1 protein-coding gene is annotated in these 16,486 nt (G+C 46.2%); it reads left to right on the forward strand.

Annotated features, from left to right (window positions below; all coding sequences use genetic code 11):
• Nucleotides 1-2 precede the first annotated feature (2 nt).
• Nucleotides 3-16,472, forward strand: a complete 16,470-nt coding sequence (locus AC0OMU_RS05820) for an amino acid adenylation domain-containing protein (RefSeq protein ID WP_474241185.1) — start codon at nucleotides 3-5, stop codon at nucleotides 16,470-16,472.
• Nucleotides 16,473-16,486 lie beyond the last annotated feature (14 nt).

The following is a 16,486-nucleotide window of genomic DNA, read 5'->3' on the forward strand; positions in this document are numbered from 1 at the left end:
GCATGAAGCGGCAGTTGAAAAGCCCGCTTTCAGAAGGGCAAAAAGGGCTGTGGATGCTTCAAAAAATGTCTCCTGGGATGAGTGCATATAATATTCCTTTATGCTTTCGCTTCAGCAAACCAATACATGCAGAGACGTTCAAGAAAGCCCTTCTGTTTGTACAGAAACAATATCCAGTCTTAGCCAGTGTGATTCAAGAAGAGAATGGCGTTCCATTTCAATCGGTTCAGTTATCAAAGGATCTTTGTTTTGTGGAAGAGGATATATCAGCAATAAAATCAGCAGATATTTTGTCTTTTCTAAAAGAAAAAGCAAAAGAACCTTTCCAGTTGGAAGCTGGTCCGTTATGGCGCACACATCTTTTTCAACGGTTAGAAGAAGAATGCATTGTTCTTATAACAATTCACCATATCATATTTGATGGTGTGTCGATGCTGACATTGATATCGGCGCTATTCGAAGCGTATCAACAATTACTGAATGGGATTGAGCCCTTGCAGCAGCCATTAACAGCTGATTATTACGATTTTGTCGATTGGGAAAAACGGATGCTGACTGGCAGAGAAGGGGAAGAGCATCTCGCTTACTGGAAAGAACAGTTGTCTGGGAGTCTGCCAGTTCTTGATTTGCCTGCTGACCGTCCGCGGTCTTCAGCACGAAAATTCAAGGGGCAAGCTTATAAAAGCTTGCTCCCCCATCACCTGAGAAATCAAATTAAATCGTTTGCCCGCACCAATCATGTGAATGAATCGGTTGTGTTTCTCTCCATTTACAAAGTACTGCTGCACCATTATACAAAACAAAAGGATATCATTGTCGGCGTTCCGACAATGGGTCGGCAAGAAGACAGATTTGAAACCCTAATCGGTTATTTTATCAATATGATGGCTGTTCGGAGCAAGAATATCGGAGCTCAGCCATTAACAGCATTTATTCGGGAGCTGCAGCTGACAATGGCTGACGGTCTGGATCATGCGGCGTTTCCGTTCCCTGCATTGGTAAGAGAGCTGAATGTAGACCGCTCGGCCACGGATTCTCCGGTTTTTCAAACAGCCTTTCTGTACCAAAACTTTTTTCAGGCAACAGGCTTGCAAAAAGTGCTCGAACCGTATCAAACGCTTGGCATCGAATATATTGAAGACATTCGGCAAGAGGGTGAATTTGAGCTGGCACTCGAAATATATGAGCAACAAAATGAAACAGTGCTTCATCTTCTGTACAACCCTGATTTGTATGAACTGTCCTCCATTGAAAGCATGATGGAGAACTATATGAAGCTCGCGCAGCACATGATGGAGGACCCGTCTTTGCCGCTTGAAGCTTACTCTTTGCAATTAAATCAAGAACAAACTAGTTTGCTGGAACAATGGAATGCGACAGGGACAAACATTGCAAATGACAAGTGTATACATGAGGTGTTTGAGGAAAAAGCGAAACAAACCCCCAATGCGGTTGCTGTGATGTTTGAAGACAGATCACTTACATATAAAGAAGTAGATGAAAAAAGCACATCTGTGGCAGTCTACCTTCAACATCAGGGTGTTGGACCTGAACAGCCCGTTGGCATTTGTGCAGAGCGTTCGTTTGATATGATCATCGGAATTTTAGGAATACTGAAAGCTGGCGGAGCGTATATGCCGTTAGATCCAAGTTTTCCGCAAGAACGATTAGAGTACATGCTCAAAGACAGTCAGGCATCCATTGTCCTCACCCAACCTAACGTTCATGAGAGGATCAGCGGATTAACTGGCAGCCATGTAAAAGCGATCAATATCGAGTTAGCTTGCCGAAACGGTTATACAGACCAGCAAAGCAGCGGTTTAAAGCGGGAAGTAAAACCGGAACACCTCGCTTATATTATTTATACATCGGGAAGCACCGGAGAGCCTAAAGGGGTTATGGTAGAGCATCGGAGCATTATGAATACCCTGAATTTTCTTGAATCTCACTATCCTGTAACGGCTGAGGATGCATATTTATTGAAGACGAACTATGTGTTTGATGTATCGATCTCAGAATTATTCGGATGGTTTATTGGAGACGGCCGTCTAGTGATTCTTCCGCCTAATGGGGAGAAATCACCGCAGCTTAGCATGGATTATATTGAAACATATAAAGTGACTCACATTAATTTTGTGCCGGCCATGCTGCATGTTTTTTTAGAAATGGCGAAAGACAACAAGCGATTCACAGAGGACGGACCGCTGAAGTATATGATGGTTGCAGGTGAAGCCTTCCCTAAAGAATTAGTGAAAAAGGCGGTATCACTCTTTACAAACTGCCGTGTTGAAAATATATACGGACCGACGGAAGCCTCCATTTACGCTGCGTATTTCGGATGCGGAAAAGGAGATATCGCAAGTCACCATACACCGATTGGAAAGCCTGTCTCCAACACGAAAATTTATATTGTGGACCAGCATTTGAAGCCTGTCCCGATCGGAAAGCCTGGTGAGCTTTGCATCGCTGGAGCCGGTTTGGCAAGAGGCTACTTTAAAAAGCCGGAGCTTACGGCTGAAAAATTTATTGATAATCCCTTTGAACCAGGGACGAAGCTATATAAATCGGGTGATTCAGCAAGGTGGCTTCCTGACGGCAACATAGAATACTTGGGACGGATTGACAGCCAAGTCAAAATACGCGGTTTTCGCGTCGAGCTGGGCGCAATAGAAACAAAGCTGAGTGAATTTCCGGGCATTTTAGATCAGGCGGTAGTGGTGAAGCAGCTGGAGAGCCATCAACAGCTCGCTGCTTATTATACAGAGGAAAGCGGACATGCCTCTGCCAATCCAAAAGATTTGCGCCATCATCTAAAATCGAGTCTGCCGGAATATATGATACCTTCACACTTTATCCGCTTAGATGAGCTTCCATTATCGCCCAGCGGAAAAGTGAACCGTAGAGAATTAGAAAAACGTGAGATCGTGTTCAACAGAAGGAAACCAAATCACTTGCAATTAACGGAAATAGAGGATCAGGTGCTGCGCATTTGGGAGGAAACGCTCAAGGTCAGCGGATTTGGGCCGGAAGACGGATTTTTCGATGCGGGCGGCGATTCGCTTCTGGCTGTAGCTGTGGCTGAACGAATCAAAAAAGAATTCGATTGTGAGTTTCATGTTACTGAGCTGTTTGAGTATTCCACGATCCGTGCAATCAGTGAATACATTTTGGAGATGAAAAACTCAGATCTAGCCGGGACACAAAATGAAGATCATCAGGATGTCAAAAAAGATAGAAAACACCTAGAACAGACGATTCCTCCTTATTTTGACGACAGTGTTGCGATTGTGGGGATATCTTGCCAGTTCCCGGGTGCGAAAAATCATCATGACTTCTGGAACCACATCAAAGAAGGCAAAGAAAGCATACGATTCTTTTCTGAAGAAGAGCTTCGCGCAAATGGAGTTCCCGAAGAATTGATACAGCATCCTGACTATGTGCCGGTGCAATCTGTGATCGAAGGGAAAGACTTATTCGATCCCAGTTTCTTTCAAATTTCGCCAAAAGATGCTGAGTATATGGACCCTCAGCTCCGCCTCTTATTGCTGCACTCCTGGAAAGCGATTGAAGATGCAGGATATGTGGCTAAGGAGATTCCGGCAACAAGTGTATATATGTCTGCAAGCAGCAATTCATATAGAACGTTATTGCCGAAGGAGACAACAGAAGGACATGAATCACCGGATGGCTATGTCTCATGGGTTTTAGCCCAAAGCGGAACCATTCCGACCATGATCTCACATAAGCTCGGATTAAAAGGGCCAAGCTATTTTGTTCATTCTAACTGCTCTTCATCACTAGTCGGTTTATATCAAGCATACAAAAGCCTGACATCGGGCGAATCACAATATGCGCTTGTCGGAGGCGCAACATTGCACGCACAATCAGCGATCGGCTACGTGCACCAAAACGGGTTGAATTTTTCAAGCGACGGGCATGTGAAGGCGTTCGATGCTTCGGCAGACGGAATGGCCGGAGGTGAAGGCGTAGCAGTCATCCTGCTGAAAAAAGCTGTGGATGCCGTACAAGACGGTGACCATATTTATGCCATTATGCGCGGAATAGGCATCAATAATGATGGGGCAGAGAAGGCAGGCTTCTATGCGCCAAGTGTAAAAGGCCAAACAGAAGTGATACAGCATGTATTGGATACAACCAAGATCCATCCTGAAACGGTCAGTTATATTGAAGCACACGGGACGGGAACGAAATTAGGCGATCCTATTGAAATGTCTGCTCTAAATAAAGTGTACAAGCAATACACCGACAAAACACAATTTTGCGGAATCGGTTCAGTGAAAACGAATATTGGCCATTTGGATACAGCTGCGGGGTTAGCCGGATGCATTAAAGTTGCGATGAGTTTATACCATAATGAACTTGCACCGACTATCAACTGTACGGAGCCGAATCCGGATATAAAGTTTGAAAGCTCTCCTTTTTATGTTGTCCGTGAACGAAAATCGTTAGAGAAACACTCAGGTATCCACCGGGCGGCTCTGAGCTCATTCGGCCTTGGCGGAACTAACGCCCATGCAATATTTGAGCAATATGAAAACATTTCTGATGCAGGTACCGAAAACGAAGGCAATCAGCCTTACATCATTCCTATATCAGCTAAAAATAGTGAACGGCTCCAAGTATACGCGAAGGAAATGCTGTCCTATATCAGACAAGACGAGCAAAGGCATTTCTCTTTAAGAGATATTGCATATACCTTCCAAGTCGGCCGTGAAGCAATGGATAACAGGATCGTTTTTATAGTGAACGATCTGGAAGAATGGAAACATCAGCTGGAAGCTTTTGTGACTGGAAAGCCGCTCACAGAAGGCTGTATTCGAGGAGAAAAAACGAGAATGACATCCGCTGAACAGCTGCTTGGAACTGCTGAAGCAGATGATATGGCTTCATCACGGATATCAAAAGAAGAATTGAGAAAGCTTGCCGAGATGTGGGCAAATGGCTTTCACGTTGAATGGCGCAGGCTCTATCCAAATACAAAGCCACGCCGCATCAGCTTGCCGACATACCCTTTTGCCGAAGAACGCTACTGGCCTGAAAGCAGCACCGGCGCTATCACAACAATTGAACCATCTCGTTTGCATCCTTTGGTGCACCATAATACATCGGTTCTGTCAGAGCAGCGTTTCAGCTCCATTTTCACAGGACAAGAGTATTTTATTGCCGAGCATGTCATTAAAGGCATGGCGATTTTGCCGGCGGCGGTCACGCTTGAAATGGCAATAGCCGCTATAGAACAAGGAATTGGCGGATTGGAGGATCATGAAACTGGAATCAGGCTGAAAAATGTCGTGTGGGTTCGCCCGGTTGTAGCAGGAAGTGAGCCGGTTCAGGTAAATATCGGACTTTACGATGAAGATGGCGGACACATTGCTTATCGGATGTATGGCGAGCTGGAATCCGCTGATGCAGAACCAGTTGTATATAACCAAGGTATAGCGGAATTGATTCAGTTAAAGCGAGAAAAAGCACTGGATCTTTCTAAGATCAAGAAACAATGTGATCAAAGCAGAATGGATGCTGCCTCGTTTTATGAAGGGATGATCGGCGCCGATTACGGTCCAGGTTACAAGAGTGTAGAGGCCGTATATAAAGGTGACGGCCAGCTGCTTGCAAAATTATCACTGCCGGAATCTGTTGCACATACGTTGGGCGATTATGTTCTTCATCCAAGTGTAATGGACGGGGCGTTACAGGCGGCTGAATATTTGCAAAATGTCGTCAGAGCGGAACTTTCAGACACTGAAGACTTTAAGGCAGCACTGCCATTTGCCCTGGAGGAACTTGAGGTCTTTCGTCAGTGCGTTTCTGACATGTGGGTTTATGTTCAATTCAACTCGAAAAACAAACCGGGAGATTTGATACAGAAAGTCGATATTGATCTATACGATGAGCATGGCACGATTTGCGTGCGGATGAAAGGATTTTCGACGAGAGTGATGGAGGCAGATATACAAACCGAACCATCAAAAATGAACGCTGAAACTTTATTGCTTCAGCCCGTTTGGCAAGAACAAAAGGCAGCTGAAGGCGCGGCAGCAAAAAAATATGCAGAGCATCTCGTGTTCCTATGTGAATATGATCATGAGACGAGAGAACAGATTGAAGCAGCCATCGAGGATGTCCATGTATACAGCCTGGAAGCAAGGCCTTCTTCAGTAGATGGGCGTTTCCATTCTTATACAGAACAAGTGTTTAAAAAGGTACAAGAGATCATTCGTACGAAACCGAAGGACGGCATTCTCGTTCAGATCGTAACCTCTGCAGAGGGAGAACAGCAATTGTTTTCAGGGTTGACAGGACTGCTGAAAACAGCTTGTCAGGAAAATGCCAAACTAACCGGCCAAATGATTGAAGTCAGCGGTGAAGAAAGTGGAGAAAGCATCGCTGGCAAACTGTTAGAAAATCAAATGAGCGGCGATTCATATGTCAAATATCAAAACGGGACACGGTATATTGCTGATTGGCGTGAAATCAAACAGGCAAAAGGCGTCGGCAGCAAACCGTGGAAAGACAATGGCGTTTATCTCATTACAGGAGGTGCCGGCGGACTAGGTCATATTTTTGCAAAGGAAATTGCGGAACAAACGACAAATGCGACAGTCATTCTGGCGGGCCGCTCACCTCTTAGCGAAAGCAAAAGCACAAAGCTGGAAGAGCTTCATAGCAAGGGGGCTGACATCACCTACCGGCAAACAGATGTTACCAATAAAATTGAAGTCTATCAGCTTATTGACGACATTCAAAAAAGATATGGCCGTCTGAACGGTATTCTTCATAGTGCCGGAATCATCAAGGACAGCTACCTGGTTAATAAACAGGCAAAAGATCTGCACGATGTACTGGCGCCTAAAGTAAAAGGGCTTGTTTATCTAGACGAAGCGAGCAAGGATTTGCCTTTAGACTTCTTTATTCTCTTTTCATCTCTTTCAGGAAGTTTAGGGAGCATTGGCCAGTCTGACTATGCGGCAGCCAATGTATTTATGGATATGTATGCAGGCTATCGAAATAGGCTTGCCGGCCTCAGCCAGCGGCATGGGAAGACGCTTTCTGTAAACTGGCCTTTATGGAGAGATGGAGGCATGCAGGTCGATCAAGAAATTGAGAAAAGGCTTGTGCAACTGGCCGGTATTGTTCCTATGAGGGCGGAAAAAGGAATTCAGGCATTATATCAAGCACTTCATTCAGAGGCAAACCAAGTAATGGTGATCGAAGGCGATGTGCAGAAAATAAAACAAAACATGCTGGCAAAAAACGCCTCAGCACCTATGGAAAAGAAGGAAGCAGAACACATGACTGAACAAATAAATAGCATTGATACAGACAGTTTGCTGGTTAAAGTAAAGGCGATGTTAAAGCGAGAGATCGCCAAGCAGTTAAAGGTCAAGCTTGAAACGATTGATGATCATGCCGAGATGACGGTGTATGGTTTTGATTCTATCTCCATGACTGAATTCACCAACCATATCAATCGCGCCTATCAGTTAGAGCTGACGCCAACCGTATTTTTTGACCACCCGACGATTCATGCGTTTGGCAAGCATTTGTCAGAAGAATATCAATCGGTATTTGCGAAGACATTTGCTGTGCGCGCTGCATCGGCTCAGCTTCAGCCTGCTGCGAAACAGGAACAAGCCGTGCGTGCCAAAGCTAAAAGACGCAGAAAGCAGCAAGTCGTGCTACCAAACGCTATACAGAGTGATGCTGGGCCTGAGCCAATTGCCATTGTGGGCATAAGCGGGATTTTTCCTATGGCGAAAGATGTTGAGGCGTACTGGAACATCTTAAAAGAAGGCAAAGACTGCATGACGGAAATCCCGAAAGATCGCTGGGATTGGCGTGAATATGAAGGTGATCCGGCGAAGGAAGTCAATAAAACGAACGTGAAATGGGGCGGTTTTATTGACGGAATTGCAGATTTTGATCCATTATTCTTTGGCATTTCCCCGCGTGAAGCTGAACAAATGGAACCTCAGCAGCGCTTACTGCTGACTTACGCCTGGAAAGCGATCGAAGATGCAGGATATTCGGCGAAAAGGTTGTCAGGCACAAAAACCGGCGTCTTCATCGGAACGGGAAATACAGGATACAGCTCTCTTCTATCTAAAGCGAACTCGGCAATAGAAGGATCGGCAGCAGCCAATACGAGCCCATCGGTCGGTCCGAACCGGGTCAGTTATTTCCTTAATCTGCACGGGCCGAGCGAACCGATTGATACAGCGTGCTCAAGTTCACTAGTGGCGATCCACCATGCCATCTCTTCAATTGAGGAAGGCACTTGTGACATGGCATTAGCCGGCGGTGTAAATACGATTATCCTTCCTGAGGTGTATATCAGCTTTGATAAGGCGGGTGCACTGAGCAAAGAAGGAAAATGCAAGACGTTTTCAAATCAAGCCGATGGTTTTGCGCATGGGGAAGGTGCCGGCATACTGTTCCTGAAAAAATTAAAAGCGGCTGAAGAAGCGGGAGACCACATTTACGGAGTCATAAAAGGCAGTGCAATCAATCACGGCGGCCGTGCAGCCTCTTTAACGACTCCCAATCCGAAGGCGCAGGCAGATGTTATTCAGTCGGCATATCAAAAAGCGGGAATCGATCCGAAAACCGTGACCTACATTGAAGCCCACGGAACCGGGACGGAGCTTGGAGACCCGGTTGAAATTAACGGTTTGAAATCAGCTTTTAAAGCATTGGGTGTAAATGAAGGAGACACATCAGCCAATCCTTACTGCGGATTAGGGTCTGTAAAGACAAACATCGGCCACTTATCGCTGGCAGCCGGTGCAGCAGGAGTTATTAAAATATTATTGCAGCTTAAGCATAAAACCTTAGTGAAAAGTCTGCATTGCGAAAACGTGAATCCATACATTCAGCTGAAAAACAGTCCGTTCTATATCGTACGGGAAACGGAAGAATGGAAAGCGCTGAAAAATGAACGGGGAGAAGAGCTTCCTCGCCGGGCAGGTGTCAGTTCATTTGGAATCGGCGGGGTAAACGCCCACGTGATTATCGAGGAATATATTCCGGAAGCATCCGATGAGAATATACCATCCATCACGCCGGAACATCCGGGTATCTTCGTTTTATCGGCTAAAAATGAAGCGCGGCTAAAAGAACATGCACAGCAGCTGGCAGATGCGCTTGATAAGCAAACATATAGTGACGTAAATCTCGCCCGAATCGCTTATACACTGCAAGCCGGACGGGATGCGATGGAAGAACGTCTCGGGATTATTTCCGGTTCCATTGAGGATGTACAGCAAAAGTTAAAAGACTTTGCAGCAGGCAAAAGCGGTGTGGAGGATGTATTTAAAGGAAGGATTGATAAAGGCACACTCCAAATACTGACAGAGGACGAAGAGATTCAAGAAGCCGTCGAGAAATGGATGGAACGGGGAAAGTATGCAAAATTGCTTGAATTATGGGTAAAGGGGCTTGATGTAGACTGGACGAAATTGTATGGCGAGAATCTGCCAAAGCGCATCAGCTTGCCGACGTATCCTTTCGCAAAAGACCGTTATTGGATCTCTGATCATATTGAAAAAAGCGGCAGCATTGATGCAAATCAAGCAGCCTCCCGCCTTGGCGGAGCCATGCTGCATCCATTAATGCATCAAAACACATCGAATCTCTCGGAACAAAGGTTTAGCTCTATTTATACGGGAGAAGAGTTTTTCCTTGCTGATCATGTTGTGAAAGGCCAACGGATTTTGCCGGGAGTGGCTCATCTTGAATTGGCGCGGGCAGCTGTTGAGCAGGCCGCAGAGATACAAGATGTACCGCGCATCATGAAGCTAAAGAATGCGGTGTGGGTGCGGCCTATTGTTGTAGAGGATCAGCCGCAGCAAGTACACATTAGGCTTTTACCGGGAGAAAATGGTGAGATCTCTTATGAAATCTATGGTCATTCAGACGTTACTGGCGAACAGTCAATCGTCTACAGTCAAGGCAGCGCGGTATTGAATCCTGCTGAAAATTTGCCGGCGGTTGATTTGCAATCTCTGCGGGAGCAGTGTCAGGAAAGTCATTTCAGCGTAAACGAAGTATACGACACCTATCGAATGATTGGATTTGAATATGGTCCTGCTTATCGCGGAGTGAAAAAAATCTATACAGCTGAACAATTTGTTTTGGCAAAATTGTCATTGCATCCGTCAGCTGCAGATACGCTCAGCCAATACAACATGCACCCTGGGCTGATGGATTCTGCTTTGCAGGCGTCAAGCATTTTGACAGGCGCCGGGGATAACCAGCTGACACTGCCTTTTGCGGTGCAGGAGCTTGAAGTCTTCGGAGCATGTTCTTCAGAAATGTGGGTATACGCAAGATACAGCCAAGGCAGCAAGGCAACTGATAAGGTGCAAAAGCGCGATATTGATATTTTAGATGAGAGCGGCAATGTTTGCGTACGGATGAAAGGATTATCTTTCAGAGCAGCAGAAGGCGGCTCTGGATCGGCGGAATCTGATCAAACGCTGGAAACCCTGATGTTTGAAGAAAAATGGGTGCCTAAGGATTTTAAAAAAGAAAGTCCTGAGCCTCATTACGAACGGCACATTGTCATGCTTTGCGACATGAATGGCCTCTCAAAAGATCGCATTGAATCAAGAATGACAGGAGCGGAATGCATCGTTTTGGAGTCATTCCGCGAAGGACTTGCAGAGAGGTTCCAAGATTATGCCGAACAAGCGCTTGAGACGATCCAGGGTCTTCTCAAAAGCAGACCTCAGGGCAATGTTCTGGTCCAGCTGCTTACCTCTGCACAAAGAAAGCAGTACTCATTCTCAGGGCTATCGGCGCTCCTTAAAACCGCCGGCCTGGAGAATAAAAAACTAATCGGCCAGACGATTGAAATCGATTCACATGAAAATATTGAAAGTGTAATAGAAAAACTGAAAGAGAATAAAAGGCACACAGAAGATCAGCACATCAAATATGAAAAAGGCAAACGGTACATCAATGATCTGGATGAAATGCAAATAGATGATCGGGAAATAAGCATGCCGTGGAGAGATAAAGGTGTATACCTCATCACGGGCGGCGCAGGAGGACTTGGGTTTATTTTTGCAAAAGAGATTGCTCGCCAAGCCGAACAGCCTGTGCTCATTCTGACAGGCAGATCCGCGTTGAATGCGGATCAGCAGGCGGAGCTTAACGAACTTCAGCAATTAGGGGCTCGCGCAGAATACAGGCAGGTTGACGTGACACAAACGGAAGCAGCCTCCGAGCTTATTACAAGCATTACGTCTGATTACGAAGACTTGAATGGTGTCATTCACAGCGCTGGGCTGATTAAAGATAACTATCTTATGAGCAAAACCAATGAAGAGCTGACACAAGTTCTCGCTCCTAAGGTGAAAGGGCTTGTGAATGTGGATGAGGCAACCGAGCATCTTGCGTTAGATTTCTTTATCCTCTTTTCTTCAATATCAAGTGTTGCCGGCAGCGCGGGACAGGCCGATTATGCAATGGCTAATGCATTTATGGACAGTTATGCTGCTTACCGAAATGCGCTTGTAACCGCCATGTACAGGCACGGACAAACGTTGTCAATCAATTGGCCGCTCTGGAAAGAAGGCGGCATGCGCGCGAATAAAGAAATTGAAAACATGACGTTGAAAAACACAGGTGTGACTCCAATGCGGACCGAGACCGGCATTCAAGCGCTGTATAAAGGTTTGGCATTTGGCAAAGATCAAGTCATCGTCATGGAAGGAATCAAAGACATGATGAGGGAAAAGCTGACTCAAAAGCCGTCTTCTGATGATGTACCAATGAAAACAGTTCAAGTACCGGTGACATCTGAAGCGAGAATGGATCAAGGGAATATGTTTGACCACATTCAAGAAGTTTTAAAGCAAACAATCTCTCAATTGCTCAAAATCAAACCTGAAGAGATTGACCCGGACATGGAGTTTAATCAATATGGATTTGATTCGATTACGTTAACTGAATTCGCAAATACACTGAATGAGAAGTACAAGCTGGATCTTACGCCTACGATCTTCTTTGAGCACGCAACTGTTTATGCATTTGCAGGGTATCTGTCAGAAGAATATCCAAATGCTTTTACAGCTCAAACGCCTGCCAAAGCTGAGGTGCTGATGCAGCCTGTCGAACAGAATATAAAAAATATGACGTTTTCGACTGAAAACCGCTTTGTAAAACCTTCGGTAACACCAATGCAAAAGGAAGCTGATCACAAACCTGAGCCTATTGCGATTGTTGGGATGAGCGGCGTTTTCCCAAAGGCAAAAGACGTTGAGGAATATTGGGAGAACCTGTCATCGGGCACAGATTGTATTACAGAGGTTCCAAAAGACCGCTGGGATTGGCAGGAGTATTACGGAGACCCTCTGAAAGAAGCGAATAAAACAAACGTCAAATGGGGCGGTTTTATTGATGAAGTAGCTGAGTTTGATCCATTGTTCTTCGGCATATCTCCGCTGGAGGCTGAGCAGATGGAGCCTCAGCAGCGCCTGTTAATGACCTATGCGTGGAAGGCGGTAGAAGAAGCGGGACACTCAGCGAGAAGCCTGGCAGGAACCAAAACGGGAATCTTCATCGGGACAGGAAACACAGGGTACAGTTCACTTCTGTCAAATGTAGACATCGAAGGCTCAGCGGCTGCGAATATGAGTCCTTCTGCAGGACCGAATAGAGTCAGTTATTTCCTGAACATTCATGGACCGAGTGAACCGATCGACACTGCGTGCTCAAGCTCTTTGGTCGCCATTCATCATGCGGTTTGCGCCATTGAAAATGGAAACTGTGAAATGGCGATTGCGGGAGGGGTCAACACGGTCGTAACTCCGCAAGGCCATATCGCCTATGATAAGGCCGGGGCGCTGAGCAAAGAAGGAAGATGCAAAACATTTTCTGAAAAAGCCGATGGATTCGCAGTCAGTGAAGGTGCCGGCATTCTCTTTCTGAAAAAGCTGACAGCGGCTGAACGAGACGGTGATCATATTTACGGTGTCATTAAAGGAAGTGCGGTAAACCACGGTGGCCGCGCAAATTCTCTAACGACTCCTAATCCGAAAGCTCAGGCGGATGTCGTAAAAACAGCATATGAAAAAGCGGGAATTGATCCAAGAACCGTAACTTATATTGAAGCGCATGGGACTGGAACCGAGCTGGGCGATCCAGTAGAAATCAACGGCTTAAAAGCGGCATTTAAAGAGCTGTATGAAAAAACGGGGGACCCGGCTGTTCATGGCAACCATTGCGGACTTGGGTCAGCGAAAACAAACATCGGTCACTTATCGCTGGCGGCCGGTGTGGCGGGTGTCATTAAAGTGTTATTGCAGCTCAAGCATAAAACGCTTGTCAAAAGTCTGTACAGTGAAACTGTTAATCCGTATATCAGACTGGATGACAGCCCGTTTTATATTGTGCAGGAATCGAGAGAATGGCAGGCGCTTCGGGATGAAGCCGGCCGAGAGCTGCCGCGCCGCGCAGGTATCAGTTCATTCGGGATAGGCGGCGTCAATGCCCACGTGGTCATTGAGGAATATATTCCGAAAGAAACAACCCATCCTGCAACAGCACCAGCTGTGACAGCACAGCACCCGGGCATCTTTATTTTGTCGGCAAAGGATGAAGATCGTCTGAAAGACCAAGCCCGGCAATTAGCAGACTTTATCAGCAAACGATCTATCACTGCTCGTGACCTCACTGATATTGCTTATACACTCCAAGAGGGGCGTGATGCAATGGAGGAGAGATTAGGGATCATCGCTATCTCGACTGGGGACTTGCTGGAAAAACTGAACCTCTTTATAGAAGGGGGCACCAATGCGAAGTACATGTACAGAGGCAGAGCAGAAAAAGGTATCGCACAAACATTGAGATCAGATGACGAAGTACAGAAAACGCTCAACAATAGCTGGGAGCCTCACATATATGAAAGACTGCTTGATTTATGGGTAAAAGGCATGGAAATAGGCTGGAGTAAACTGTATGACGGCAAACAGCCGAAACGCATCAGCCTCCCTACCTATCCATTTGCGAAAGAACGCTACTGGATAACGGATACGAAAGAGGAGGCAGCCGCCCATCAAACAGCTTTAAAAACAGTCGAATCAGCAGCTTTTCATCCATTGATACATGTCAACACATCTGATTTGTCAGAGCAGCGTTTCAGCTCGGCCTTTACAGGTGCTGAGTTCTTTTTCGCCGATCATAAGGTGAAGGGAAAACCGGTTATGCCGGGCGTGGCATATCTTGAGATGGTTCATGCTGCCGTTACAAGAGCAGTGAGAAGAACCGAAGATCAACAATCTGTTATTCACATCAAAAATGTTGTGTGGGTGCAGCCGATTGTGGCGGACGGCCAGCCTGTTCAAGTGGATATCAGTCTAAATCCCCAGCAGGACGGCGAGATTGCTTTTAACGTCTATACAGAGGCTGCACACAATGATCGAAAGATACATTGTCAAGGCAGTGCTTCAATCCGCGGGGCAGGAGACATTCCAGTCCAGGATATCAGCGTGCTTCAAGACCAATGCAGTTTAAGCACACTCTCACACGACCAATGTTATGAATTGTTTCAGGCGATCGGCATTGACTACGGACCTGGTTTTCAAGGGATAGATCGGCTTTACATCGGCCGCAATCAAGCCTTGGCAGATCTTTCTCTGCCTGATGGTGTAACTCACACACTGAATGAATTCGTTCTTCATCCAAGTATGGCCGATTCTGCTTTACAAGCGTCGATCGGGCTAAAGCTGAATTCCGGTGACGAGCAGCTTTCTCTGCCTTTTGCGCTGCAAGAGCTAGAAATATTCAGCCCGTGTACAAATAAAATGTGGGTGTCTGTGACATCTCGTCCTAATGAGGACAAAATACAGAGACTGGATATTGATTTGTGTGATGAACAAGGCCGAGTGTGTGTAAGAATCAAGGGGATTACCTCAAGGCTGCTGGAAGAAGGCATACAACCGCCAGACGGGCCGACATCACTAGGAAACTCCAAAGCAACTCTTAACGGAGCGCTTCTTATGGCGCCGATATGGGATCGAGTGCAGCTGGAGAAGAGGATCATTTCGCCTGCTGATGAGCGTGTTGTCATCCTCGGAGGGGATGACAACAGCAGAAAAGCTGTTCAAAGGCAGATCCCATTTGCCAAGGAGCTGTACATTGAGCCGAACGCATCAATTCATAGAATTGCAGGACAGCTTGAAGCACTCGGATCGTTTGACCACATCGTGTGGATGTCTCCTTCTCGTGTGACAGAGTGCGAAGTCGGCGATGAAATGATTGAAGCCCAAGATCAAGGCGTCATTCAAATGTATAGGCTCATTAAGGCAATGCTTTCTTTAGGCTATGGACAGAAGGAGATAAGCTGGACGGTCGTGACGGTGAACACACAATATGTTGATCAGCATGATATTGTCGACCCGGTCGATGCCGGGGTGCACGGCCTGATCGGTTCAATGTCAAAAGAATATCCAAATTGGCAGACAAAGCTGATCGATGTTAAAAAATACGAAGACCTACCGTTATCTCAACTCCTTTCCTTGCCTGCCGATCAAGAAGGGAATACGTGGGCCTATCGAGACAAGGTCTGGCATAAGCTTCGTTTGATTCCAGTACACAACAATCAACCGGTGCACACGAAGTATAAGCACGGAGGTGTTTATGTTGTCATAGGCGGAGCTGGCGGTATTGGTGAGGCGTGGAGTGAATATATGATCAGAACATATCGGGCGCAGATCGTTTGGATTGGCAGAAGGAAAAAGGATGCAGTCATTCAAAGCAAGCTGGACAGACTTGCGCGTCTAGGGCCAGCCCCGTATTACATTCAAGCTGATGCGGCTAACCGAGAGGAATTAGAACGAGCGTATGAAACAATGAAACAAACGCATCGAGAAATCAACGGCATCATCCATTCTGCGATTGTCTTACAAGACCGAAGCCTGATGAATATGAGTGAGGAATGTTTCAGAAACGTTCTTGCTGCAAAGGTTGATGTAAGCGTGCGAATGGCCCAAGTTTTCCGGCATGAACCACTGGATTTTGTTTTGTTTTTCTCTTCCGTACAATCGTTTGCAAGAGCTTCCGGACAAAGCAATTACGCTGCGGGCTGCAGTTTTAAGGATGCTTTTGCACAGCGGCTGTCTCACGTATGGCCTTGTACAGTGGCCGTGATGAATTGGAGTTATTGGGGAAGCATTGGTGTTGTTTCATCACCGGATTACCAGAAGAGAATGGCTCAGGCAGGCATAGGCTCAATTGAAGCCCCTGAAGCAATGGAAGCTTTGGAATTGCTGCTCGGGGGACCGCTGAAGCAGCTAGTAATGATGAAAATGGCAAACGAAACGAATGATGAAGCGGAACAGACAGAAGAAACGATTGAAGTGTACCCGGAAACTCACGGCTCCGCCATTCAAAAGCTGCGAAGCTATCACCCGGGTGACAGCACAAAGATTCAACAACTGTTATAGGAGGGGAAGCGCCA

Source organism: Bacillus sp. FAU18, assembly GCF_056033885.1.